We start from the raw sequence: 25,103 nt of genomic DNA, 5'->3' as shown, positions 1-25,103 counted from the left end.
TGGTCAGAAGTGGTACTTGACCAAAAAGCTCGCCGTATCCTGGTTGGTCTTGAACGCACCGGAATCTTCGATCCCGTACTTGTTCTTCCAATAGTCGTATTCAAAACCGACGTACAGCTGTTTCTCGCCCCAGTTCAACGCCTTGCCCAGGTCATATTTGACTTGTGGGTTGAAGTGCAGGTTGGCGTGATAAGTGCCACGGGCGTTCTTGTCGTTGTCGACCACCCAATCCATATAGCCGTCGATCAGGATGTTGGAGTTGCCCACGGGAAGGGTGTACGACCACACCGGGGTGATCTGCCACACACCGTCGCCCGGGCGATTGCCTTCGGTCTGGCGCTGGTAGAAGTTCAACTGGAAGTAGTCGAAACCAGGGATGTTCAGGTCGAAGCCCGGGCCCAGCAGGTACGATTCGTTATCGCCTTCGCCGAACTCATAAGTGAATGCCAGCAATACATCTTTGATCGGTCCGAAGGACAAGTCCTTGTCGAAAATCTTGCCGAACGATAGACGCGGGCTGAACTCGCCGTAGTAAGTACTGGGGCCGACGTTGCCGTCTTCCTTGCCGTTGTAAAAGATGCGGTCGAGGAAAAAGAAGTTGTCGCCGTACTTCCACGCATCGGCGTGTTCAAACGTGACGGTCTGTTGGATCTGCGGGTTGACGGTGAAGTTTTTGCCCCACAGGTACGTCAGGCTGTTGTTCTGCCACTGCAACAAGTCGCCGGCAACGGCTTGGCCGCCCGCCAGCAGGGTTGCCGCCAGCATCAGGCCTTTGAACATAGGTTTCATTCGGTTGCTCCCGAGTTAAAGTTTTATGGTTTTTCTTCTAAGCAGGCGCTCTGGTGTGGCGCCTTTTGGTTCGCTGAAAAAAATCGTCTGTTCGGTCAGCTTTAATGCTTTTAGCAAGAGCTGCGCCAAGGTGTAAAAAAAGCCAAAAAAATCCCCGTCGGCTGCAGCGGCTGCAGTCGAATTCAGAGGGCTTTTGCGCACTTGGGCCGCCGCCCGCAGGCCGGGATAAGTTGGCCTTGCAGTCAGCTTTTACATTCGCTGTTTTTTTTTCAGTCGATTCGAGCGGGCGCGGAGAATACTGGCTCCAAAGCCTTGGCTCAAGTGCGCTGTTAGAGCGCGCGTGGGGCGAGAATGGGGCACGGCTTGTGGCCGTCCCCAGGTCAAAGGTGTACATGTGGGCGTTCCCTGTTCGTTATTGTTTTTGTTGTGACGAAGGAATCAATGAGTGTGGGCGACGGCGGGTCGTTCAGAACCGCCCACATTGGGATCTGTGTGAGTCAGTCAGTGCGTGCTGGCCCCCTGGTTGATCCAGGTGCCGATCAGATCGCGTTCCTGCTGGGTCATCTGGGTGATGTTGCCCAACGGCATGATCTGGCTCGCCACGGCCTGCGCCTGAATGCGCGCGGCCTGTTGCTGGATCTGCGTCGGCGTGTCGAACATCACCCCCGCCGGTGCGGTGCTGAACAGCGGGCTGGTGGGCTTGGCCGAATGGCACACGGCGCAGCGTGCCTGGATCACCCCATGCACCTTGTCGAAGTCGACCGTCGCCTGGGCCGGCGCGGGTGCCGCAGCGGGGGCGGCCGGTGCGACGGGTTTCTCGCCGCCCAATGCGGTCTCCGGCAACGGCTGGTACTCGATGGCCGCTGGTGCCTTGGCCACTTCGGCGATCGGCTTGGGCCCGGTGACATACGCCAGGCAAATCATCGCCAACGCGCCCACCGGCAAGGTCCAGGCATATTTCTGGCTGTTGTGCCGGGTGTTGAAATAATGCCGCACCAACACCGCCGCCACCGCGATCCCCGCCAGGATCAGCCAGTTGTAGTGGCTGCCGTAGGTGCTCGGGAAGTGGTTGCTGATCATGATGAACAGCACCGGCAAGGTGAAGTAGTTGTTGTGCCGTGAACGCAGCAAGCCCTTGGCCGGCAGGGCCGGGTCCGGCGTGCGCTGCTCCGCGATCGCCGCCACCAGCGCGCGTTGTGCCGGCATGATGATGCGGAACACGTTGCCCACCATGATGGTGCCGATGATCGCCCCCACATGCAGGTACGCGCCCCGACCGCTGAACACTGTGCTGAAGCCGTATGCCGCCGCGATCAACAGCACGAACAGGATCAAGCCGAGCAGGGCCGGGCGTTTGCCCAGGGCCGAGTCGCAAAGAAAGGAGTAGATGAACCAGCCGGCGAACAGTGAACCGATGCCCAGCAACACGCCTTCGGTGCCGCTCAGGCTGCTGCCGGGGGCGAGCAGGTACAGCGTCGGGTTGAGGTAGAACACCACGCACAGCAGCGCGACGCCCGACATCCAGGTGAAATAGGCTTCCCATTTGAACCAGTGCAGGTTGTCCGGCATGGTCGGCGGGGCCAGTTTATATTTTTCCAGGTGGTAGATACCGCCACCGTGGATCGCCCACAAGTCACCGGACAGGCCGTCCTTGGGGTTGACGCGGTTGAGGTTGTTTTCCAGCCAGACGAAGTAAAACGACGCGCCGATCCAGGCCACGCCAGTGATCATATGAACCCAGCGCACGCTGAGGTTCAGCCATTCCAACAGATGTGCTTCCACAGTCTTTACCTCTCGCCTGTCACCCTTGTTGTCGGGTGATCCGGCCTTCTCTTATTGGTGGGGGGCGAGGATCAACCGCTCATCCTCTTTGAAAAAATGCTCATCGCAGTTATTGCCGGTGCCACTGCGATCAACCACCAGGAAGTCATCCCGCTTTTCGATCGTCAGCACCGGGTGGTGCCAGACGCCGCGATGGTAATTAATGCCCTGCCTGCCGTTGGTGACGAAGGCGCGGACCAAGCCTGATACAGGTGCATCGCCAAGTGGCGCGACCACGATCAGAAAGGGGTTGCCGAGCAGCGGAATGAAGGCTTGGCTGCCCAGCGGGTGTCGCTCCAGCATGCACACGGTCAGCGGCATTTCCAGCGCGTCGGCGCGGAAGATGCTGATGATGGCGTGGTCTTGCGGCTGGGCGGTTTCCACCGTTGCCAGCTTGTGAAAACGCATGGTCGACCCGTTGTTGATCATGAAGTGCTCGCTGCCGTCGGTTTCGATCACGTCTCCGAAGGGGGCGAAGGCTTCTTTGGTCAGGGGTTCGATCATCAGTGTGCGCATGGCTGGCTTCTTAATCTGTTGGGTTATTGATGGACCGTTGTAGGAGCAAGCTTGCTCGCGAAGGTCGTCAACGATAACGCGTGCATCCTGAATGAACGCGGTGTCCTTGAGTTTTTCGCGAGCAAGCTCGCTCCTACAGGTTCAGCATGACTTGGCGACCTTGCCCAGGACGCGCAGGCGACTCACACCGCCATCCGGGAACACGTTCAGGCGGATGTGGGTGATCGGCCCCAGCGCCTTGATCTGCTCGGCGAAGGTGTGTTCGGCGTGCATTTCCAGCTTCTGCGCCGGCAGCAGTTCGCGCCAGAACAGCGATTGGGTTTCGATCTGGCTGTCGGTGCCGCCTTTCACGAACGCGGCCTGGATCGAGCAGGTGTCCGGGTAGTTGCCCTTGAAGTGCAGGGTGTCGACGATGACTTTCTCGATCTCGCCCGCATGCCCCAGCGCGACGATCACCCAGTCATTGCCTGGCGTGCGACGCCGCGCGGTTTCCCAGCCGTCGCCCATGTTGACGCCACGGCCGGGGTTGAGGAGGTTGCCCATGCGGCCGAAGTGTTCGTCGGAACAGGCCAGGGCGCGACCGCCGTTCAACGCCGCCGCCAGGTCGACCTGTTCGTTGTCGCCCACTGCGGACCAGTCGCGGAACGGAACACCGTACACGCGCAGACGGGCCACGCCGCCATCCGGGTAGATGTTGAAGCGCAGGTGGCTGAACGCCTGGTCATGGTTGATTGCGTGGTAGTGGTGGCTGTTGCCTTGCAGCTCGACGGCCGACAGCACTTCCACCCACTGGGTGCTGTCATCCGGCTCGCCCGAGGCGAGGAAGCAGGCTTCCAGGGAGGCCGACGGCGGGAAGTTGCCGGTGAAGAATGAAGTGTCGATGTCCACGCCCTTGATCGAACCGGGTGCGCCCAGGCGGATCACCGCGCTGTCGTAGCCTTCGAAGCGCTTGCGGCGCGACTCCCAGCCGTCCATCCACTTGCCGTTGTCATCGAAAACGCCCTCCTTCCACACCGCCGGGGTCGGCTGGAACAGGCGGTTGGCGTCGGCGAACCAGTCATCGGTCACCGAGATGATTTTGGTGCCGAGGCGGGCGTCGGCCAGGTTGACGAACTTCTCGAAAGGTACGGGTTGCGCTTTCATTCTTCTTGTCTGCCTTGGATAGAGTGGCTGGGGATGGTCGTTTAGAGGGTCAGTAAGCGGAACAACGCGATCTTGTTGATCTCGTCCAGCGCGCACTTGAACTCGGTGTCGACCGGGTGGTGGATGCGCGTTTCGAACGCTTTGATGATCTGATGCCGGTTGCTGCCTTTTACCGCCATGATGAAGGGAAACTTGAACTTGGCCTTGTAGGCCTCATTCAGCTCGGTGAAGCGTGAGAACTCTTCGGCCGTGCATTGGTGAATACCGGCGCCGGCTTGTTCATGAGTGCTGGCTTCGGTCAGTTGGCCCTGGACGGCTGCACGGCCTGCCAGGTCCGGGTGAGCGTTGATCAGCGCCAGTTGCGTGGCGTGATCGGCGCTGAGCAGGATATCGCGCATGCGCTGGTGCAGGGTTTCGATCTCGTCGAGCGAAGCGTCCTGCCCCAGGTCGAAGGCCTTTTCGGCCACCCATGGCGAATGTTCGTAGATGTCGGCAAAGGCGCTGATGAATGCATCGCGGCTCAAGGTCGACGGTTTGACGGTCTGGAACCTGGTCATTGCGCCGCACCCTTATAAGGGTGAGTGGCGTGCCAGTGGCGGGCAATGTCGACCCGGCGGGTGAACCACACCTGTTCATGGCCCTTGGCGTATTCGATAAAGCGCTTCAACGCCGCGAGGCGCGCCGGGCGGCCGATCAGGCGGCAGTGCAGGCCGATGGAAAGCATCTTCGGCGCGTCGGCGCCTTCGGCGTAGAGCACGTCGAAAGCGTCTTTGAGGTACTCGAAAAAGTCATCGCCCTTGTTGAAGCCTTGCACCTGGGTGAAGCGCATGTCGTTGGTGTCCAGGGTGTAAGGGATCACCAGGTGCGGCTTGCCGGTGGGGTTGTTGGGTTCCCAGTAGGGCAGGTCGTCGTCGTAGGTGTCGCAGTCGTAGAGGAAGCCGCCTTCCTCCATCACCAGGCGCCGCGTATTCGGACCGGTGCGGCCGGTGTACCAGCCCAGCGGGCGTTCGCCGGTCAGTTCGGTGAGGATGCGGATGGCTTCGAGCATATGCTCGCGCTCCTGGGCCTCGTCCATGTACTGGTAGTCGATCCAGCGGTAGCCGTGGCTGCAGATTTCATGGCCGGCGGCGACCATCGCGCGGATCACGTCCGGGTGGCGCTGGGCGGCCATGGCCACGGCGAAGACGGTCAGCGGGATATCGAATGCTTTAAACAATTTGAGGATGCGCCACACGCCGGCACGGCTGCCGTATTCGTACAGCGACTCCATGCTCATGTTGCGCTCGCCTTGCAGCGGCTGGGCCGAGACCATTTCGGAAAGGAAGGCTTCGGACTCTTGGTCACCGTGCAAGATATTGCGCTCGCCGCCTTCTTCGTAGTTGAGTACAAAAGACAACGCAATGCGTGCCTTGCCCGGCCAGTGGGGGTGAGGAGGGTTACTGCCGTAACCGATCAGGTCGCGTGGGTAGTCAGCGCTCACTGCAGTCTTCCTTCTTGTGCGTGGTAGCGGTGGGTGTGGCGGCCGGGCAGTGAAAAGACTGAGTGGCGTCACAGCGATGAGTGATTGTATACAACTTATTCGCCACTTTGTAAGCCCGGATTTCTGCATTTTTTCCGCAACGCTCACCTTCAAGGGTGTAGCAAGAAACTTGCCTGACTGGTCAGCTAATGGACAAAAGGTCGTTTAAAAGCAAGGATGACTCATGAATCGGCCGGTCGCGCCAGGCCAGTGGAAGGATCGCAAGGTTTGTGATTTTTATTGTGTACAATTTTTTTGAAAAGTGTCTTAATCGACCCGCACCAGCTTTTTCGCTGCCCTGAAAAAGTGCGGCACTCATTTCTACTGACCTCGGGAGGCGCGTACACGCCATGGGACGTTTGACCACACACGTTTTGGACGCCGCTCACGGCTGTCCCGGCAGCAGCATCACGGTTGAGCTGTACCGCGTCGACGGCGCGCAACTGGAACTGGTCGCCACTGCCGTCACCAACAGCGACGGCCGCTGCGACGCACCGTTGCTGCAAGGCGACGCCTACCGCAGCGGTGTGTACCAACTGCAATTCAGCGCCGGCGACTATTACCGGGCGCGTGGCGTGCAATTGCCGGAGCCGGCGTTCCTCGACGTGGTGGTGCTGCGCTTCGGCATCAGCGCCGAACAGGAGCACTACCATGTGCCGCTGTTGATTTCGCCTTATAGCTATTCCACCTATCGCGGTAGCTGAGCATCATCCCCTCGACGCTCTTCGTTGGTTTTTTTGCCCGCCCACACTGCGGGCTAATGAGATGGTCACCCCCAACACCCTGTGAGGGCTACGCTTTCACGGGGTGTTTTGTTTTCGGAGGCCATCATCATGAGCGAGTCAACACTGATCGGTACCGATCTCGGCAAACACACTTTCCACCTGCATGGCCAGGATAAGTCGGGCCGCGAGGTCTTTCGCAGAAAATGCTCACACCAAAACTCTGCCTACTTGTAACGGTTCGCGCTTGAAAAATATGCGACTCGCATTCATCGACTTTCTGACACGCTAAGTACATCAGTGCTGCTTTGTGGCAATTGCACCAGGGAGTAGTTTCCAGTGTGATCGCCATGAAATATTTTGCATGACTAAGCTCTCATCTTTGGGAAATGTCCTATTTACTCTCGATTTTTATGTGTGCAGCCTTTGGCGCATCGTTTGAGCGTCTGCCCGCCGACGCAAGAACCTCGACCGGACTGATCCGCGATAATTAATCGAGGGAATATGGACATGACGATGCCCACTCAATGGCAAGAACAGATCGAACATGTCTGCGCCCACATTGGCATAAGCCAGATTGACTTACTGCTCGACCAAGCAGGATGGAGCCACCGTGCTGTGCCTGCCTTGGAGATGCTAACGCCAAAAGTCCCCTGGTTCTCGTTGTTCACCGGCACGTCAGAGCAAAACCTGTTGGATCAGGCCCCTCTGTTGATGCGTCTGGACTTGACGCAGTGGCGACATAAGGCCTGGCTGGAACAGTTGGTGGAGCATGCCACCGATGGCCGCCTAATGGTGGTGATCTCGTCATTGCCCTTCGAAGTTTTGAGTAAAGCCCTGCAAGGGTTTTCGCAATTGGCTTGGGGTGGACAAACCGGTTTGTTACGGTATTACGACTCACGCATCTTTCCCCTGCTGATGTCCTCGATCCTCACCGATCAGCAGCGCGCCGAGTTTCTGCAAGCCGCTGCTTATTGGGGCTGGCTTGATCGGGATAACCAGCCGCAGTGGTTACAAGGCACGAGGCTCACCCATCAGAGCAACATCCAGGTCAGTCCCTTCGTGGAAATGAACGATCAACAATTTGACCTGCTTGGTTGTATCAGCGATGCGCAGCAACTGTTAAATGGCAAAAACTTTGATTTCCTGGATGAGAGCCGAGAGCGGCGTTTCGCGCTAATTCACTCACTTGTTGTGCAAGCGGGTCAGGAAAATTATTTCGGCGATTTGACCGAGTATGTGAAACAGAACTTAAGCAGAACCTAGGTGCCTGGATAGCCACTTTGCGCTGGGACAAGAGTGTATTGCATGCATAAGTGGTTTGAATGGTTTACGCGATCAAGGTGATCAGCAAGGAAGTTGCTAGCAATGCAATCGATAATAAAAAAAACAACACAAAAAGTCGCGTTTTACTTCTTGGGATTCGCGTTATCTGGGTGTTCTTCAGCGAACAATGAAATGGCTGGGGGAAACCTGCAAGCCATCAACCATACCATGCACGGTATTAACTGGATGTCGGTCAATGGTTACCGAGCGGACGGTGGTGGTGGAAGCTCGTGTTGCATCATCATGCCCGTCAAATGGCGTCCTGGCTTAAAGGCCCAGATTGAATGGGAGGTCGATCCTGAGCCATTTGGGCCCACGCCGCCTTTAGGAACAGACGAGTTCAGAGCTTTTATGGTTAAACATAAAGCCAACTATCAGCGCCACAACACCACCGTGGACATTCCAGAGTGGCCTGGGACGGAACGATGTGGCTTGAAGGTACACTTTTTGGTTTGTAACCAGATCAAGGTTACGAGTTCATGTTGGGCATTTAACTCAGAGCATTACCCGATTAAAGAACCCTCGCAAATGAAGGAGCCGGCCGTATGTCCGAAGTGAACAATAATTCAAAAGACAAAGCTTGGGGGCCGCCAGTTTTTCCTGCTACGGGGCGTTTTCCGACGAAAACATCGGATGTGACAGATAACTACAATAAGCAAATTGCTGAGCAAAATCGGCTTCAACAAAAACGTGACGATCAAGGGCGTCGCACACAGCGTTTTACCTGTTGTCATAGCCTGCATATCAGTCTGTTTTTCGATGGCACCAACAATAACGAAAAGAGCGACACCCAGGAGGGGCATCCCACTAATATCGCCAAGCTGTTTCATGCCTCACTACGAGGTAAAGACGCGATGGGGCAGGGTTATTTTTCGTATTACATGCCCGGTGTCGGCACGCCATTCCCCGAAGTTGGCGAACTGGATTACAGCGATAGCGGGCTGCAATATGCCACTGGGGGGGAAGACCGGATCAACTGGGCCTTGGTACAGGTGGCCAGCGCGTTATCTTATGCTCTGAACAATAAAAGCGGAATTGATGACATTGTCGCCAAGACCAAGGTCGAGGCCATGAGCACCTGGAAGGCACCGCTGATGAGTGCTCTGGGTGAAGGCAATCGCCGCCGAATCATGAAAGAGCTGCTGGCCCCTTTACACGCTCGCAAGGACGAGGCCCAGCCTAAAGTGCTGGCGGTCAAACTGTACGTGTACGGTTTCTCTCGGGGAGCGGCAGAGGCTCGCACTTTTGTTACCTGGTTGAGTCAGTTGTTCGACACCCCAGAAGGGGATGAACTGCCAAAACAGGAACTGTTGGGCTTGCCTGTCAGCGTCGAGTTTCTTGGCGTGCTGGACACGGTGGCCTCGGTGGGTATTGCCCATGTAGCCCCATTCTTTGCTGGGCATATGGACTGGGCCGATAACACCCAGTTGCTACCGGATGCGCAGCGGTTCCCGGAACTGGTCAAGTGTTGTCGGCATTTTGTCGCGGGCTTCGAGCAACGCTCATGCTTTCCGTTGGATTCGATTCGTAACGAAAACGGCCAGTATCCGGCCAATACCTACGAAGTGGTGTACCCCGGTGTGCATTCGGATGTGGGCGGCGGCTACCCGAAAAATGACCAGGGCAAAGCTCGTGAAGGTACTCATGAGCTGGTGTCGCAGATTGTCTTGCACGACTTGTATGCCGCTGCTTTTGCAGCGGGTGCCCCTCTGCAAGTGCCAGAAGAGGTACTGCCGGACACGTTTAATAATAGCTCGGAGATGTTGTGGCGAAAGTTGGAACGAGATACAAGAGAGGAGTTCGATATGAGCCCCCATGTAGTGGATCGTTTCAACGCCTGGCGCCTCAAAACCCTACCAGGTGTTGCGGCTGACGAATCCGTCGAGGACTCGGCCTATAAGCCGCTGCGTTTGAACACCACCGTAGAAGACACCCTGGCCGATCAACTGGGCTGGATCACCGGTTGGCGTATTGGTCGTTACGTCAATGATCCTCAAGGTAATAACGACAGCTATAAGCGCCAGCCTTTTTTCACCCAAGCCAAAGAGGCGACGCCCTATCAGGAAACTACTGAGCGCGAACAGTATAAAAAAGACCAGGCTGATGCCGTGAAAATGCGGCGGGATAACCCTCAGTATCCCGGCCCACGAATCTATGAACCGCAGATTGATCAGACCCAACTCAGCCAAGCTGCCGAGGAATTCAAGTCTGACTACACCGGCCAGAAGCGTGAGCAATCCAGTTGGCAAGGCACGGTGACCGACGTGGTGTTACGCGATGCGATCTATTTACTTAACGAGAATGACGAGTCCAAGGACCATGACGCCCTCAAGACGGCAGGTGATCTGCGCAGTAAGCAACTGTTCCGTGATGCTCAAGGCACGTCCGGTGCAGACCCTGAGATGGCCCTACTGGTGGCGTTGTTCGATGACCAGATACACGACTCGCGGGCCTGGTTCATGCACGACAAGTTGAAGTCGAGGGAGTTGTGGGCCGGTTATTTCTTTTACCGCATGACCTATTTCGGCAATGACAATAGCCGTGATCTGTCCCCAGTCGTAGTGGCCGGTCGCATATTGGGCGTGGCGATGATTGCCGGGGCTACGGTGTATGGCATCAAGCGCCGTGGTGTATTAGGTGGTGTTGGCGGACTGGCGGCGGGCATTGGGGCGGCGACCATCGGCTACCAGGTGATCGATAAGGCCACTGGCCTAGTGGTACCGTTCTTGCCAGGCGCGGAACAACTCCTGCAACCAAGCAGCCATGTGGGTCAGGTCGCGTCGGAGCAAAAGCATCAGATTGAACTGGATGACTTTGCCCGACGCATGGAACGAACCACAGCCATGTTGCGCAAGACGGGCAGCTTGTTCGAACCGGATAGTGTCGTTTAAGACGCGAAAAATAAATCATTCTGGTCGATTACCCTACAAACCTCAGTTCCAACTTCAACTGATGGCTTTGATAATCGAGCTGCACCTTCTCGCTTCCCACCCCATTCAGCCCGCAACTGTTCTCGGCTGCCCAACCAATTGGCCAGAGCAGTTGAGGGTGTTCCAACAGATGCTGATTGATCAAATGGCAGACGCTGTCGGCCTTGGGCGGCAAACCTTCATGGCTGTGTAGCTGTTCAAGCAAAATGCGGATCGCATTGTCATCAGCGATTTCCTGCTGTCGATCTGCGAGCAGTTGCCAGATATATGGACGTCGGCTCGATAACCACTGCGCAATGTTCTGCGATGGGAGCAATATCGGAGGGGATGTTCAAGCGCTGACATATCGCGAGGAACTCGGTGACTTCAATAACCGTAGGGAATTCGAACTCTCTTGGCTGACGCTTTGTCTGGACCACCCGTTAATCAGTATTGCAAAAATGGGGGTGACCATAGATTTTATGCCGCTTGCGCATGCAACTATCTAGCGCCTTTTGCCCTGCGGCGCTGCCTAGGCTGGGTGTTTTCCTCATGCAGAAGAAAACCCCATGACCTCGTCCCCCGACCACGCGAGTGCTTCACCCGACACCGTTAATGCCGACGACCCGGACCTTGCCGCCCAAGTACAAACGCAGGCGATTCGCGAGCAACTGATACGGCGGATTAACGCCTACACGCACCCCAGTCGCCTGATCAATCGAATTGCGCTTGCCGACGCGCGTTGCGTCGCCGCGACACGCGCACTGGCGCGGCTGATAGGCCGTTCGCCGAAAGTCTTGACGGTCATCCGCGCCGAGCTGCGCAAAGCGTTCGAAATGGACCCGGACCACCTCTTGTTCAGCGAGCCCAAGCCGCCCACCGCGCCGCGCAAAGTCGAGAGCCTGACCGAGCGGGCGTTGGCGTTGCTGGTCATGCCGACGGTGGTGATCAACGTCAATCAATTCACCGCCCTGAGTGTCAAAGACGCGCCGGAACGGCACTTGCCGTATACGCCGCTGGAAGCCCTGCGCCGCGTCGTCGCGCTGCAGCTGTTCGAGCGGCTCGCCCATGCGGTGAGCGCCTACTGGGACTGCCTGGCGCAGGGCACCTGGCTCACACGCCGGGAACGCTGGGTCGAGTTGCACACGGAGCTGTTTGCGGACCGGGCCTTTTTGGCGTGGCAACTGGACGAGCTATCGCGTGCGGGATTCGCCATGGTTCAGGCCCTGATCGATGCGCCCAGCGCTGAGGAGCGCCGACGTGCGGGCGGGGCTTGGGCTACGCTGCGCGTCGGCCAGTTGCTATGGCCGGGGGCATCGGCGGTCGCGATCCCAGGGGCACTGCATCTGTATCGCGAGGGCGACCCCAGCGATGCGCCGCACGTGGTTTACCTGCCGGGTGGGGGCCGCAACTTCTACGAGTACCCGTCCTTCGCCGCCCTGCAGGACGGCCTGCTGGCGCTGGACCGGTCGCGGTTCCACGCACTCTGGCAGTGCCTGCCGTTAAGTCGGCGCGATAACGTGTACCGCCCCGCTGCCTTGTCTGCGACGAGCGCCTTTATGCGCGGCCTGCCGCTGATGGCCGATGCGCTGGCGCTGGGTGCCGAGGCCTTGCTGAGTGGGCAATGGAGCAACGAGTTGGCGTGTGCGGCGAAGATGAATGACGGCTACGTGTTTTCCGAAGGGCGGCCTCGACTGCCGGATGCCGCACCGTTTCTGGCCGCGGTCGAAGGGGCGAGGCAGCAATGGGTCGGCGGCGCTCGGCTTGGCGTGATCGGCGCGCAATTACTCAAGTGGGACCGGCAACGCCGAGGCGCAGAAATCATCTTCGCCAGCACGGCCTCCGGCCTGGCCCTGCACACGGCACAGCGTCAGGTCGCACGCTACGAAGATGCGCTGCTCGCGCTGTTGGTCCCGGCTGATCCCAGCGCGGATACCCTGGCGTACCGGGTCATTGCGTCGCTGATGAGCCAAATTGACGTGCATATCCAAGCGTTGAATACGTTGATGCAAGATGCCGGGCAACGGCTGCTGGAGTTGGCTTTTTGGGCTGAACGTCCGGGGGGAGCGGGTACGCCCAGGCGCGTGTCGTTGTTTATGCAGGCCCAAACCGCGGCCCTGCGTTGCGAGGTGGAGTTGCAACACCGCCTCAAGCTGATCAGTACGGCGCATCGCGACCTGATGATCGAGGTGGTCGACCAACCGTTGGCCAGCCGCCGCCCGGGCAGTCTTGCCCAAGTGCTGTCGATCGCGGTGGGCAGCGCGCCGGACGCTTTCTACCCGCTCCATAACGTGTGGGTGGTGACCACGGCTGCGGCGCTAGAGCGCTCGTCGCGCCAACTGCCGGTGGTGCTTTACGCTTTCGGCGTGGAGGGTGGGATCAAGGCGTTTGCCGGGCTGGACGCGTTGACCCGCAGCCTCAAGGCAAGCCTGAACAGCCCAGACGACTCGGTGTTGTGGCGCTGCGTCGAGCACGATAAACGCGCCGACCTGCGCGCCCATGCCGCCGCGCAAACACTCGGCGTGCGCTACGTTGAAATCAACGGCAAGCCCGCGCTGGCTGCGCTCAAGAAACTGCTGGGGAGCTACGACCGCTTACACCGCAGCAGCGAGGACATCACGCGGGTGTTCAGCGAAGTGACGGATGCCGACCTGAGCCGCGCGCTGCTGATGGTCGATCTGGACGCGCAGTTGAAGATCCCGCCCAATAATGCCCTGAGCCAGGCGCTGGCCAATATTGAGCTGCTGCGCACGGCGGCGTCTGAGGCGAAAACCCTGCCCGCCTGGCTCGCGCACGCACCACGGGCCCAGCGTCAACACTTCAAGCGCTTGCTGCGCTTGTACCTGGGCAACGCGTTGGCCTTCAAAAGCCGGCTGGAGCAATGCCTGCCTGATCTGAACACCTTTGCCCGGCGCACCTTGATCGCCCGTTTGCGCGAGGACGGTTTTTTTCCGCAGTTGGATATCGACCAAGCGTTGATTGAGATGCCCGATGATGTCCACGGTGCTTTCTGTGGCTGGACCAGTGGCTGCGCCGTGGGCGATCGCCGCATCGTGCTGACCCCGACCGCGACGCGCACCTCCTTCAGCCTGCTGCAACTGGCGCTGCATAACCTGGACCCGCTGGCACCCTGGACGCAGTGGCGATTCGATCACGCGCGTTATCTGCAACCCGAGTGGAAGCAGCGCCTCAATGCGGCTTACTTGATCGGGCTGGTGTCTTCGCTGGACATCGGTGGCCGCTACGATGCCCTGATCCAGCAGGTTTTTTATCCCCGTCGTGAAACCGACCGTGTGCTCAGCAACGGACGTATCCCTGGGTTATTGAATCGCGCCTTGCAAGCGGGCGCTGCATATCACCTGTTCGATGCGGTGCAACGGGGGCTGACGGCAACGGCACAAAGCCTGTTCAAGACGGCGATGGCGGCACGCACGCCGCAGGACCTGTCGAGCAGTCAGCCCGCGCTGCAACTGTATGTGGTCCATCTGGTCGGCCACACCCTGCAGCATGATCGCTATGTCGCAGGGATCGTCGCGGTACATGACCCGCGTACCGACCTGTGCGTGGTTTACTGGCCCGATGCGCCGCCGGCCCTGGTCCTGACCGAGTACGGCAGCTTGCAACAGGCCCATGCTGCATTGAACCGCATCGGTGCGTTAGCGGATAACGTCAAGACACTGGCGCGGCAGGTCGCGCCGGGCTGGGCATTCGAGGCGCTCCCCCAGCCACCGGAGGGTGTCGATACGCGCACCCAGGCCGCAAAAACGCTGAAAGCCATACCGGCGTTTTTCATGATGAAGGGCATCTGGCGGGGGATCGACTTCGTGCGCTCATTCGGCATCAAGCACCTGGAACCTGCGGTGGTGCTCGAGGAGATCGAAGCCCAGACCCTTGAACAGATCGCCAGTGCTCCGCAGGATTGGCTCGCGCTTGTGGCCGTGCCCCACTGCAACGCCCAGGCATTGCTTTACCACGCCAGCGTGCAGGAGCTGCAACGCCGCACTCAAGCGGCCAGTCATTCCGGCAAGGCATTGGAGCACTATCGGAACCAGCGCCTGAATGAGCAGGGCGATACCCGCGCACGGGCGCTGGTGGGGTTTTTTTCGCCGTTGTACGGGACGTTCAATGACTTCCATGAGCTGCTGCTGGTGTCACGGCGTTATCACCGTTTCGGCGACCCCCGGGACGCGGTCGATGTGGGTTTCATGAGCGCCTTTATGGTGATCGACGTGTTGCTGAACTTTGTCCCCGGCCCCAGGAAAGTCGGACGTGTCGGCGCAGGTGTCGCGCGGCCGGCGCTGAGGGCCGTGCTGGGGCGGCTACATCGTTTACGGATGGCGACGGATGCCGGGGTTTCCCGCGTGGCAACGCCGCCCGTGACTCGGCTCAAGGCCTTGGATCGCTTCAAAATCAACGGCGTGCCTGAGGGCGCCGTTGCGCTGAAAGGGCCGGACACGGCAGGCGTGCAGGTGAAACACGGTGAGCTCTTTGTGGCGGACGACACCCACACTTACCCCCTTTACCGACGTGGAGACGAACCGGCGTTCCGCCTGAAGAACCCGCAGACACCGGGGCAGGACGAACTGATTTTGCACATCCACCAGTCCAAGGAATGGTTACTCGGCGCGGATGCACCGCAACCGGTCGCGGGCACCAGTTCCGGGGTGCTCAACCCATGGCGTCCACCCGTGACGCCGCCACCGGACTGGCGCCCACCGACGGTGCGCGCCGCTACGGAAAGCCGCATTTATCGCTCGTCTGCGCCGAACACCGAGTGGTTCGCCTGGCGCGCGCGCGTGCCCATGGGCCAAGTGCCTGGCTCCTCGGCGTTCGGCACGTTTCATGTGCATATGGACCCGCCGGGGTTTCCCTACGATGTCATCTATATCGGCGCCCAGTACGACCGCCCGACGGCATCGGGGGTGGGTTATTACCGGGTACTGGCGCCGGGGGACAGTGCGCCCTGGAGCGGCCTTGCTTTCATTACCAAGGATGAACCGCTGGTGTCACTGGCCCGGGCGGACCTTGAGCGTTGGACAGACACTGCGCTGGAGGAACAGCCCATCCCGGTATCACGCACCCAGGCGGGCGAGTGGCGGCTGCATGCGCCGTTGTTCGACACGCCGTTGGAACGGTCTGTCGCCACGGCGTTCCCGAACCTTACTACTCATAGCCGCAGCATGGCCGTCGCCCGGCTGGTCGAACTGGCCGATACTTCTCGCTCGGCGACGGCCAGCCACCTGCTCAATGTGCGTGCAGCGCTGGACAATTGGTTGACCCCCACCGCCAACCGGCTGGGCCAGACCGATGATTTGCTGAGAATGCTGCGGCCCACCGAAAGCAGCGGCCGATCGATCTATATCGGCTTCGACGGCAAGGCACCGGGCTTCACTCGCGTCGACTTCAACGTCGCCGGCCTGGACCCGACCCTGCGCACCGGCGGCCGCGCGCGTGCGCCGCAGCGGGAGATTGCACAGCGCGCAGCCGTCAAGCGCGTGCTCGAACAGCAGGGCTTCGACGTGCAGGAACTGCAGGTCATGCGCGGCAAAAAGCCCAGCCATGAATTGCTCGTGACACATTCGCGCTGCGGTTCAAACAAACTGTACTACGTGTCGTTGCATTGGCTTGGGCGCGGCTCTGTACCGTTGGAAAACCGCCTGACAGACCATTGGTTCAATGCCGCGATCATCAGACACCCGACCTCGCTGGCGTTGGCTGCGGTCAAGAGTGCGCTGCGGGAAAACCGTCTGGTTCGGATCGCCGCCGGCATTCAGTGGCAGTCGACGGGGTCGGTCCGCCCCAGCGTGTATTTTGTCAAAGTGACCCCGCTCTGACGTTGAGCAGCGAGACCGCGCCAGCCGCCCCGAACAGCCCGGCACTGGTGCGGTTGAACCAGCTCTGGCCGTTGCCGCTGCGCAGATAGCGTGCCGCGCCGTGGGCGCCAAGGCCGTAGGCGAGCTTGCACAACAGGTCGAGCACGGTCCAGGTGGCGATCATCACCAGCAGTTGCGGCAGAAACGGCTGTTGGCTGCTGAGGAACTGCGGCAGGAAGGCGGCGAAGAACAGGATGTCCTTGGGGTTGCTGGCGCCCAGCACAAACGCACGGCCAAACAAGGCGCGAAAACGCGGCGTGGCGACGGCCAGGGGCACCACCGCGCCGTGGGCCGGTTGGCGCGATTGCTGCCAGCTCTGCCAGGCGAGGTAAAACAGGTAGAGCGCGCCGACTATCTTCAAGACGCTGAACAATTGTTCCGACGCGAGCAACAGCGCACCCAGGCCGAGTGCCGAGGCACTCAACAGGCAGATCGAGGCGAACACGCCGCCGAGGAACGCCGGGTACGAACGGCGCAGGCCGTAGTTCAAGCTGTTGCTGATCATCAGCAACGACAGGGGACCGGGGATCAGGATCACCACCAGCGCGGCGCCGCTGAACAGCAGCCAGGTTTCCAGGTTCATTCACAGTGCTCCTTTCATGCAAAAGCCTCACCCAAAGGTGAGGCGGTTTCTTCGGGGGTTGCCGACCTAGAGGAAGATGAATTTCGCGATAAAGATCGCGCACAGCACCCACAGGCTGACGGAAATTTCGCGGTACTTGCCGCAGCCGGCCTTGAGCGCCACGTAAGTGATAAAGCCCAGGGCGATCCCGTCGGCGACCGAGAAGGTCAGCGGCATCATGATCGCGGTGACGATCGCCGGAATGCTGTCAGTAGCGTCGTCCCAATTGATATGGGCCATGCTCGCCATCATCAGCATCGCCACATAAATCAGCGCGCCGGCGGTGGCATAAGCAGGAATCATGCCCGCCAGCGGCGCGAAAAACATCGCCGCCACAAACAGCACGCCCACGGTCACGGCGGTCAGCCCGGTACGGCCGCCGGCGGCGACACCGGCGGCACTTTCCACGTAGCTGGTCACCGGCGGCACGCCGACCATGGCGCCGAACACGCTGGAGGCGCTGTCGGCCTTCAACGCACGGGACAGGTTGTGGATCTTGCCGTCGGGGTTGACCAGCCCGGCCCGTTGCGCGACGCCCATCAGGGTGCCGGCGGTGTCGAACATGTGTACAAACAGAAAGGCGAACACCACGCTGATCATGCTCACATTGAATACACCCATCACGTCCATGGCTAACCAGGTCGGTGCCAGGCTCGGCGGGGTGGCGAGGGTGCCGTTGTAGTGCACCAGCCCGAGGCCCCAGCCGGCGAGGGTCACGGCGATGATGCTGATGAGGATCGCGCCGAACACCCGGTGGTAGCTGAGGATGGCAATCAGTAGAAAGCAGATGGCCGCCAGCAACGGTGCCGGCTCGTGTAGCGAACCGAGCTTGATCAGGGTGGCCGGGCTGTCGACGATGATGCCGGCGGTTTTCAGGCCGATCACCCCGAGGAACAAGCCGACACCGGCGCCCATCGCATGGCGCAGGCTCACCGGAATGCTGTTGAGCAGCCATTCGCGGATGCGCGACAGCGTCAGCACCATGAACAACACGCCGGAGATAAACACCGCGCCGAGGGCCGTCTCCCAGGTGTAGCCCATGGTCCCGACCACGGTGTAGGTGAAGAACGCGTTCAAGCCCATGCCTGGCGCCAGGCCCACCGGCCAGTTGGCATACAGGCCCATCAGCAGGCACCCCAGCGCGGCAGCGATGCACGTGGCGACAAAGGCGGCGCCGTGATCGATACCGGCATCGGCCATGATGTTCGGGTTGACGAAGATGATGTAGGCCATGGTGATAAACGTCGTGAGGCCGGCGATCAACTCGGTCTTCACTGTGGTGCCATGCACGCGCAGTTTGAACAGGCGTTCGAGCCAGCCGCTGTCGGTGGGGGAGAGGTTCGGCGCGGCGAGGTCCAGCGGGGCTTCGGATTTGCGGCTATCCACAGCAAGTACTCCTCAAGCATTTTATTGTTATGGTCAGCGCGCAGGCGCTGTGAGGTACTGGCGGGTTTTGTTGACTGATAGGTCAGGAACTCGCACGAAGCGAATTATGCTTTTGTATACAAAAAAAGCAAATAATGTTTTCGATTGTCTGCGCAAAAAAGGATGAAAGGCTAATTCACCGCACTCAACGCCTGATTGACCGCCAGCCAGCCGTTCACCGCGGCTTCCCCCGCTTCATTGAAGGCGCGCTGCAACAACTTCACCTGTTCGCGGCGCAAGGACTGCTCGAAACGCAGGCCTTCGGCGCTCAATTCCAGCAGGCGTTTGCGCTTGTCGGTCTCCGACGCGACGCTCTGCACCAGGTGCATTTCCTGTAATTGGCGCAGCGGCATGTTCAGCGCCTGCTTGCTCACGCCGAGCAATTCCAGCAGTTCCTTCACGCTCAGGCCGGGGTAGCGCGCGATAAAAAATACGATGCGCTGATGCACCCGGCTCAGGCCCCGGCGCTCCAGCATTTCGTCGGCCTTGGCGGTGAACGCCTGGTAGCCGAAGAAGAACGCTTCCATGGCGGTTTGCTGGCTGGTCTGGTTTTTAAGGTCAAGCATATTGACGTATCCACACAAGTCGTCGTAATTTCGGTCAACCAGTTTGACGTATTTCCCACAGGCTTTGCTACCGGTGACCCTATGGCCTTCTCAGAACGTGTTACGCGCCTCAAAAGCTCCTTGATCCGTGAAATTCTCGCGGCGGCTCAGCGCCCGGAAATGATGTCGTTCGCCGGTGGGCTGCCGGCCGAAGCGATGTTGCCTGCGTTGAACTGGGACGACATGCCGGTGAACATCGGCCAATACGGCATGAGCGAAGGCGAGCCGCAGCTGCGTGAATTGCTCGCCGCCGAGGCGCGTGCATTGGGTGTACCGTGCCAGGCCAGCCAGGTGCTGGTGGTCAGCGGTTCCCAGCAGACCCTGGACCTGGCGGCCAAGCTGTATATCGACAAGGGCACGAACATCCTCCTGGAAGGCCCGACCTACCTGGCGGCCTTGCAGATTTTCCAACTGTTCGGCGCCGAGTGCCTCACCGTACAACTGGAAGCCGACGGCCCGGACCTCGCCGCGTTGCGCTCACGTCTCGAACGCTACCGCCCGGCGTTCATCTACCTGATCCCGACGTTCCAGAACCCGTCGGCCGTGCGTTACAGCGAGGCCAAGCGCGAAGCCGTCGCGGCGCTGCTCGATGAATTCGACGTGACCCTGATCGAAGACGAACCGTACCGCGAACTGACCTTCGACGGCGGCAGTGCGCAGCCCATCGCCGGCCGCCTGAAAAAGGCCAGTTGGATCTACACCGGCACCGTGTCGAAAACCTTGTTGCCCGGCCTGCGCGTCGGTTACCTGATCGCCAGCCCCGACCTGTTCCCGCACTTGCTCAAGCTCAAGCAGTCGGCCGACCTGCACACCAACCGCGTCGGCCAGTGGCAGGCGATGCAGTGGCTCGGCAGCGAGAAATATCAACAGCATCTGGTCGAGCTGCGCGGTTTCTATCGCGCGCGCCGGGATGCTTTTCAGGCGGCACTCGAGCGGCATTTCGGCGAATTGGCCGACTGGCAAGTGCCCCAGGGCGGATTATTCTTCTGGTTGACCTTGAAACAGCCGCTCGACACCCGCACCTTGTTGGCACCTGCGCTCGATCAGAACGTCGCGTTCATGCCCGGTGAACCGTTCTTTTCCGAGCCGGACCAGCACCTTGGCTCACTGCGGCTCAATTTCAGCCATATCGACCCGTCCCGTCTGGACGAAGGTCTCAAGCGCCTGGCCGCGGTGGTCCGTCAAGCACAGCACGCGCGAGCGGCATAAGGGGAGCCCCATGTACAAGGTTTATGGCGATTACAAGTCGGGCAACTGCTACAAGGTCAAATTGATGCTCAACCTGTTGGGCATCCCGTATCAATGGGTGGATGTCGACATCCTCAAGGGCGACACCCAGACCGCCGAATTCCTGGCCAAGAACCCCAACGGCAAGATCCCGGTGCTGGAGCTCGAAGACGGCACCTGCCTGTGGGAATCCAATGCGATCCTCAATTTCCTCGCCGATGGCAGCGAGTTTCTGCCGACCGAACCGCGCTTGCGTACCCAAGTGTTGCAGTGGCAGTTCTTCGAGCAGTACAGCCACGAGCCGTACATTGCGGTGGCGCGCTTTATCCAACTGTACTTGGGGATGCCCGAGGATCGCCTCGACGAATACAAAACCACCCACAAGGGCGGTTACAAGGCGTTGAAGGTCATGGAGCGCCAACTGCAAAGCACGCCGTACCTGGTGGGCGAGCAGTATTCGATTGCGGATATTGCGCTGTATGCCTACACCCACGTGGCGCATGAGGGCGGTTTTGACTTGACGCCTTACCCGGCGCTGCAGGCATGGCTGAAGCGTGTGGCCAGCCATCCCAGACATGTGGCGATGCTCGACTGACTCACTCGGTCAATTGTGGGAGCGGGCAAGCCCCTCCCACATTTAGCTCAGTGGTGTGTCGGATAATTTGTCATGCAGCAAGTCGAAACAGCGCTGCGCCGCCGGGCTCAGCGCCATCGCGCTGCGACTGATCAGCCCGATCTCGCGGTTCACGCCGGGATGATCGATGCTGATGCGCTTCAACCCCTTCAGGCTGTCCGCCGCCGACTCCGGCAGCACACTGATCCCCAAGCCCTGACGCACCAGCGCCAACACCGTCGACATGTAGTTGGCCTCCATGCCCGCGTTCATCGTCAGGCGTGTCTCGTCAAATAACGCCTCGACGTGTTCGCGCACACTGCTGTCGCGCCCGGTCAGGATGATCGGCTGATCCGCCAGTTGCCTCAGGCTCAGCGCCGGATAGCGGGCGAGGGGATGATCCAGCGGTACGAACGCGCACAGCCGATCATTCAATACCGGCACGAACGCCAGCCCGTGGTTCAGCCGTGCGCGCACGCCGATGCCGAAGTCCACCTCGCCCGAGCGCACCTGGGCATGAATGCGATGGGCCACCAGGTCATGCAGGCGCACTTCGATCCCGCCGAAGCGTTCGCGAAACAGGCGCAGCGCGGGCGGCAGGGCGCCGGCGCACACCGAGGGCAGGGCGGCGATGGTCACCACGCCACGACGTAACGCCGCGAGGTCGCGGGAGCCGGTGACGATGTTGTCCAGGTCCAGCAGCAGCTTTTCCATCGGCCCGCGCGCTTCCTGGCCGGCGGCCGTGATGCTGACATGCCGCGGGCTACGGTCGAGCAGGGCGACGCCGAGCCAGTCCTCGAGTTGCTGAACCTGCACGGTGAGCGCGGACGGCGACAGGTGCAGTTCGTTGGCTGCCTTGGTAAAGCTGCCGGTGCGCGCGACAGCGAGGAAGGCTTGGATGTGTTGGATAGAGTTCTTCATTTTGTTTTTCCGAACACTAGCTGGTGAATATTCCAATTTACAAAGACTAACGCGTTTCCAATACTCCAGGGAAAACAATAACCGGCCACCAAGGCCGCTCTGGAGTAACCCATGCTCGCTACCCTGGGTGTCATTACCATCCTTTGCTTGCTCGCTGCCGTCATGAGCAAACGCCTCTCGCCCCTGGTGGCGCTGATCGCCTTGCCGATCATCGCTGCGCTGCTCGGCGGGTTCGGCCTGCAAACCAGTGCCTTCATCATTACCGGGATCAAGAACGTTGCCCCGGTGGTGGGCATGTTTGTGTTCGCGATTCTGTTTTTCGGGATCATGACCGATGCCGGCATGCTTGACCCGATCATTGATCGCATCCTGCGCACGGTAGGGACGCGTCCTACACGAATTGTCGTTGGCACCGCGACCCTCGCCTTGCTGGTCCACCTGGACGGTTCCGGCGCGGTGACATTTCTGGTGACGGTGCCGGCGATGCTGCCGCTGTATACGCGGCTGGGCATCGACAAACGCATCCTCGCCTGCGTCTGCGCGATGGCTGCCGGGGTCAACTTCCTGCCGTGGACCGGCCCGGTGCTGCGCTCGTCGGCGGCGTTGCATGTGCCAGTGGCGGATCTGTTCCAGCCGCTGATCCCGGTGCAGATCGTCGGCCTGATCTTTGTCTTCGCCTGCGCCTGGTGGCTCGGCCATCGTGAAGAAAAACGCCTTGGCCTGGGCGCCGGTTCGACGGTGGATGCCGTGCCGCAACGGGTGCTCAGCGACGACGACATCAAGCTGCGACGCCCGCGGCTGTTCTGGGTCAACCTGATGCTCACCGTGCTGGTGATGGTGGTGATGATCGCCGGCTGGGTCGACCCGGTGGTGATGTTCATGCTCGGCACCGTGGTCGCGCTGTGCATCAACTACCCGAATGTCGACGCCCAGCGCGCACGCATCGACGCCCATGCCAAGACCGCCCTGACCATGGCCAGTATCCTGCTCGCCGCCGGGGTGTTCACCGGCATCATGCAAGGCACCGGCATGCTCAAGGCGATTGCCGAAGTGGCGGTGGCGCAGATTCCGGCCGGCCACGGCAAGTTGATCCCGGCGGTGGTGGGCTTTATTTCCATGCCGCTGAGCATGTTGTTCGACCCCGATTCCTACTATTTCGGCGTGATGCCGGTGATCGCCGAAGTCGGCAAGGCCCTGGGCGTCGACCCGCTGCAAGTGGCCCAGGCCTCGCTGCTGGGCGTACACACCACCGGTTTCCCGGTCAGCCCGCTGACCCCCGCGACCTTCCTGTTGGTGGGGCTGTGCAAGATCGAGCTGGCCGATCACCAGCGCTTCACTATTCCGTTTCTGTTCGCCGCGTCGGTGTTGATGACCCTGACCGCGTTGCTCCTGGGAGTATTTTGAGATGAAAACCTTGCGCATCGGTTCCGGCGCCGGCTATTCCGGCGACCGCATCGAACCTGCCGTGGAACTGGCCGAACAGGGCGACCTCGATTACCTGGTCTTCGAATGCCTGGCCGAACGCACCATCGCCTTGGCGCAACAGGCACGCATCAGCGATCCGCAGGGCGGGTATGACCCGTTGCTGAGTGAGCGCATGCGCCGGGTGCTGCCCTTTGTCGGTGAGCAGGCGGGTCGCCGGCGCTTGCGCGTGATCACCAATATGGGCGCGGCCAACCCGGTGTCGGCGGCCGTTGAAGTGCGGCGCATTGCCAATGAGCTGGGCCTGAGCCTCAAGGTCGTGGCGGTGGTGGGCGATGATGTGCTCGACGTGTTGCGCCCCGAGCAGGTGTTGGATAACGGCCAGACCCTTGGCTCGCTGGGTGCGCGGCTGATTTCCGCGAACGCCTACCTGGGCGTCGACGGCATTCTGCAGGCGTTGCGCGCCGAGGCCGATGTGGTGATCACCGGGCGCGTGGCCGACCCGTCGCTATTTCTGGCGCCGCAGATGTTTGCGTTCGGCTGGGCGGCTGACGATTGGTTGCGCCTGGGGCGCGGCACGTTGGTCGGGCATTTGCTCGAATGCGCGGGGCAGGTCAGTGGCGGCTATTTCGCCGATCCCGGGTTCAAGGACGTAGACGACCTGGCGCGTCTCGGCTTCCCCCTGGCCGAGATCGATGCCGAGGGCAACGCCGTGATCACCAAAGTGAGCGGGTCCGGCGGGCGCGTCAGCCGCGCTACGTGTACTGAACAATTGATCTACGAAGTACACGACCCGGCGGCCTATCTGACGCCGGACGTGACGGCCGACTTTTCCCAGGTGAGCTTTGTCGAGGAAAGCGTCGACCGGGTACGCGCCCAGGGTGCTGCGGGACGGGTGCGGCCGGACCGGTTGAAAGTCAGCGTGGGTTACCTGGACGGTTGGATCGGCGAGGGGCAGATGTCCTACGGCGGGCCGGGAGCTGTCGCACGCGCCGAACTGGCGCGAGAGGTGGTGCTCAAGCGCCTGGAACTGATGGGTGTGAAGATGCAGGACGTGCGCGCCGAGTTGATCGGCATGGACTCGCTGCACGGCCCGCGCAGCCGCGTCGAACCGTGGGAAGTGCGCCTGCGCGTCGCTGCGCGCTGTGAGGAACGCAGCGAAGCGGTGCGGGTCGGCAATGAAGTGGAAACCCTCTACACCAACGGCCCGTCCGGCGGCGGCGGTGCCAGCAAAAGCGTGCGCCAGGTGGTGGCGGTGGCCTCGTTGTTGTTGCCGCGTGACGCCGTCAACCCGAGGATCGAAGCATGAAGCTGCATACCCTGGCCCATTCCCGCACCGGGGATAAGGGCGACACCTCGAACATTTCGATCATTGCCTATCGCCCTGAGGATTATCCGCTGCTCTGCGAACAGCTCACGGCCGCGCGCGTGGCGGCGTTCTTCGCCGGGCTGTTGGAGCCGGGGGCGGCGCCGGTGCGACGCTATGAATTGCCCAACGTGCAGGCGCTGAACTTCGTGTTGCCGGGGATCTTGCGCGGCGGCGTGACCCGTTCGCTGGCGCTGGACGCCCACGGAAAATGCCTGGGCTCCGCATTACTGGACATGGAAATCCCCGCTCTGTAGGCGCGAGCCAGCTCGCGAAAATCGTCA

Annotated in this window: 22 protein-coding genes and 1 pseudogene; 11 read left to right on the top strand and 12 right to left on the bottom strand. The window is 60.5% G+C overall.

Annotation, left to right across the window (positions count from 1 at the left end):
- Nucleotides 1–3 precede the first annotated feature (3 nt).
- The 7 genes from LQ249_RS22195 to puuE all read right to left on the bottom strand — a co-directional run bounded on the left by LQ249_RS22195 (nt 4) and on the right by puuE (nt 5,749).
- On the bottom strand, nt 4–789 hold the full coding sequence (locus LQ249_RS22195) for an outer membrane protein OmpK (RefSeq protein WP_026139882.1): 786 nt from the start codon (nt 787–789) through the stop codon (nt 4–6).
- A gap of 15 nt (nt 790–804) precedes the next feature.
- Nucleotides 805–990, bottom strand: a complete 186-nt coding sequence (locus LQ249_RS22190; RefSeq protein WP_128192346.1) for a hypothetical protein — start codon at nt 988–990, stop codon at nt 805–807.
- Between the two features lie 300 nt (nt 991–1,290).
- Nucleotides 1,291–2,571, bottom strand: coding sequence for a urate hydroxylase PuuD (locus LQ249_RS22185; RefSeq protein WP_232565913.1), 1,281 nt, complete (start codon nt 2,569–2,571; stop codon nt 1,291–1,293).
- A 51-nt stretch (nt 2,572–2,622) separates the two neighbouring features.
- Nucleotides 2,623–3,126 (bottom strand): ureidoglycolate lyase, encoded by a 504-nt coding sequence (locus tag LQ249_RS22180; RefSeq protein ID WP_017845819.1) that lies wholly within the window; start codon nt 3,124–3,126, stop codon nt 2,623–2,625.
- 141 nt (nt 3,127–3,267) lie between these two features.
- A complete protein-coding gene (gene alc, locus LQ249_RS22175; RefSeq protein WP_017845820.1) occupies nt 3,268–4,269 on the bottom strand; it encodes an allantoicase in 1,002 nt (333 codons plus the stop codon).
- Nucleotides 4,270–4,310: 41 nt separating this feature from the next.
- The gene (gene uraD, locus LQ249_RS22170) at nt 4,311–4,826 is read right to left on the bottom strand and encodes a 2-oxo-4-hydroxy-4-carboxy-5-ureidoimidazoline decarboxylase (RefSeq protein ID WP_017845821.1); all 516 of its coding nucleotides are present in this window, start codon (nt 4,824–4,826) and stop codon (nt 4,311–4,313) included.
- Entirely contained in the window at nt 4,823–5,749 is a 927-nt protein-coding gene (gene puuE / locus LQ249_RS22165) for an allantoinase PuuE (RefSeq protein ID WP_108524669.1), read from the bottom strand. The genes uraD and puuE overlap by 4 nt, the downstream gene beginning before the upstream one ends.
- Nucleotides 5,750–6,138: 389 nt before the next feature.
- On the opposite strand from puuE, the gene uraH reads away from it, so the two are divergent.
- The 5 genes and pseudogenes from uraH to LQ249_RS22140 all read left to right on the top strand — a co-directional run bounded on the left by uraH (nt 6,139) and on the right by LQ249_RS22140 (nt 10,727).
- The gene (gene uraH, locus LQ249_RS22160) at nt 6,139–6,492 is read left to right on the top strand and encodes a hydroxyisourate hydrolase (RefSeq protein ID WP_017845823.1); all 354 of its coding nucleotides are present in this window, start codon (nt 6,139–6,141) and stop codon (nt 6,490–6,492) included.
- A 129-nt stretch (nt 6,493–6,621) separates the two neighbouring features.
- Nucleotides 6,622–6,729: pseudogene (locus LQ249_RS22155) on the top strand (IS110 family transposase); the annotation flags it as partial.
- A gap of 291 nt (nt 6,730–7,020) precedes the next feature.
- Nucleotides 7,021–7,776 (top strand): DUF4123 domain-containing protein, encoded by a 756-nt coding sequence (locus tag LQ249_RS22150; RefSeq protein WP_104904523.1) that lies wholly within the window; start codon nt 7,021–7,023, stop codon nt 7,774–7,776.
- Between the two features lie 102 nt (nt 7,777–7,878).
- Nucleotides 7,879–8,394 (top strand): DUF3304 domain-containing protein, encoded by a 516-nt coding sequence (locus LQ249_RS22145; RefSeq protein WP_177029978.1) that lies wholly within the window; start codon nt 7,879–7,881, stop codon nt 8,392–8,394.
- A complete protein-coding gene (locus LQ249_RS22140) occupies nt 8,382–10,727 on the top strand; it encodes a T6SS phospholipase effector Tle1-like catalytic domain-containing protein (protein ID WP_232565912.1) in 2,346 nt (781 codons plus the stop codon). Before LQ249_RS22145 ends, LQ249_RS22140 begins: the two co-directional genes overlap by 13 nt.
- A gap of 28 nt (nt 10,728–10,755) precedes the next feature.
- On the opposite strand, the gene LQ249_RS22135 is transcribed toward LQ249_RS22140, so the two are convergent.
- Entirely contained in the window at nt 10,756–11,082 is a 327-nt protein-coding gene (locus LQ249_RS22135) for a hypothetical protein (RefSeq protein ID WP_232565911.1), read from the bottom strand.
- Nucleotides 11,083–11,314: 232 nt separating this feature from the next.
- On the opposite strand from LQ249_RS22135, the gene LQ249_RS22130 reads away from it, so the two are divergent.
- Nucleotides 11,315–16,579, top strand: a complete 5,265-nt coding sequence (locus LQ249_RS22130; protein WP_232565910.1) for a dermonecrotic toxin domain-containing protein — start codon at nt 11,315–11,317, stop codon at nt 16,577–16,579.
- Here the strand turns inward: LQ249_RS22130 and LQ249_RS22125 are convergent.
- From LQ249_RS22125 to LQ249_RS22115, 3 genes are all read right to left on the bottom strand, one after another.
- Nucleotides 16,560–17,201 (bottom strand): LysE family translocator, encoded by a 642-nt coding sequence (locus LQ249_RS22125; protein WP_169881302.1) that lies wholly within the window; start codon nt 17,199–17,201, stop codon nt 16,560–16,562. The two genes, LQ249_RS22130 and LQ249_RS22125, sit on opposite strands and share 20 nt — an antisense overlap.
- A gap of 66 nt (nt 17,202–17,267) precedes the next feature.
- Nucleotides 17,268–18,599: an NCS2 family permease gene (locus tag LQ249_RS22120; RefSeq protein WP_232566622.1), complete on the bottom strand. Its 1,332-nt coding sequence runs from the start codon at nt 18,597–18,599 to the stop codon at nt 17,268–17,270.
- Between the two features lie 197 nt (nt 18,600–18,796).
- Nucleotides 18,797–19,231, bottom strand: a complete 435-nt coding sequence (locus LQ249_RS22115; RefSeq protein WP_046382563.1) for a MarR family winged helix-turn-helix transcriptional regulator — start codon at nt 19,229–19,231, stop codon at nt 18,797–18,799.
- An 81-nt stretch (nt 19,232–19,312) separates the two neighbouring features.
- Here LQ249_RS22115 and LQ249_RS22110 point away from each other — a divergent pair, with 81 nt between their 5' ends.
- Nucleotides 19,313–20,479 (top strand): aminotransferase-like domain-containing protein, encoded by a 1,167-nt coding sequence (locus LQ249_RS22110; protein ID WP_017845832.1) that lies wholly within the window; start codon nt 19,313–19,315, stop codon nt 20,477–20,479.
- Nucleotides 20,480–20,489: 10 nt separating this feature from the next.
- On the top strand, nt 20,490–21,092 hold the full coding sequence (locus tag LQ249_RS22105) for a glutathione S-transferase family protein (protein ID WP_017845833.1): 603 nt from the start codon (nt 20,490–20,492) through the stop codon (nt 21,090–21,092).
- Between the two features lie 42 nt (nt 21,093–21,134).
- Here LQ249_RS22105 and LQ249_RS22100 read toward each other — a convergent pair whose 3' ends face one another.
- Complete coding sequence (locus tag LQ249_RS22100; RefSeq protein ID WP_232565909.1) at nt 21,135–22,031, bottom strand: LysR family transcriptional regulator; 897 nt, start codon at nt 22,029–22,031, stop codon at nt 21,135–21,137.
- Nucleotides 22,032–22,142: 111 nt separating this feature from the next.
- On the opposite strand from LQ249_RS22100, the gene LQ249_RS22095 reads away from it, so the two are divergent.
- From LQ249_RS22095 to LQ249_RS22085, 3 genes are read left to right on the top strand one after another with little or no spacing between them, the layout of a single operon-like run.
- Nucleotides 22,143–23,435, top strand: coding sequence for a CitMHS family transporter (locus LQ249_RS22095; RefSeq protein WP_057003893.1), 1,293 nt, complete (start codon nt 22,143–22,145; stop codon nt 23,433–23,435).
- A gap of 1 nt (nt 23,436) precedes the next feature.
- A complete protein-coding gene (locus tag LQ249_RS22090) occupies nt 23,437–24,762 on the top strand; it encodes an acyclic terpene utilization AtuA family protein (RefSeq protein ID WP_232565908.1) in 1,326 nt (441 codons plus the stop codon).
- Nucleotides 24,759–25,076 (top strand): AtuA-related protein, encoded by a 318-nt coding sequence (locus tag LQ249_RS22085; protein WP_046483978.1) that lies wholly within the window; start codon nt 24,759–24,761, stop codon nt 25,074–25,076. The genes LQ249_RS22090 and LQ249_RS22085 overlap by 4 nt, the downstream gene beginning before the upstream one ends.
- The last annotated feature ends 27 nt before the right edge of the window (nt 25,077–25,103 follow it).

Origin of the sequence: Pseudomonas sp. 7-41, assembly GCF_021233075.1 — a bacterium.
In the GTDB taxonomy this organism is placed as follows: Bacteria; Pseudomonadota; Gammaproteobacteria; order Pseudomonadales; family Pseudomonadaceae; genus Aquipseudomonas; species Aquipseudomonas veronii.
This window is presented reverse-complemented; position numbering and strand designations above follow the sequence as displayed.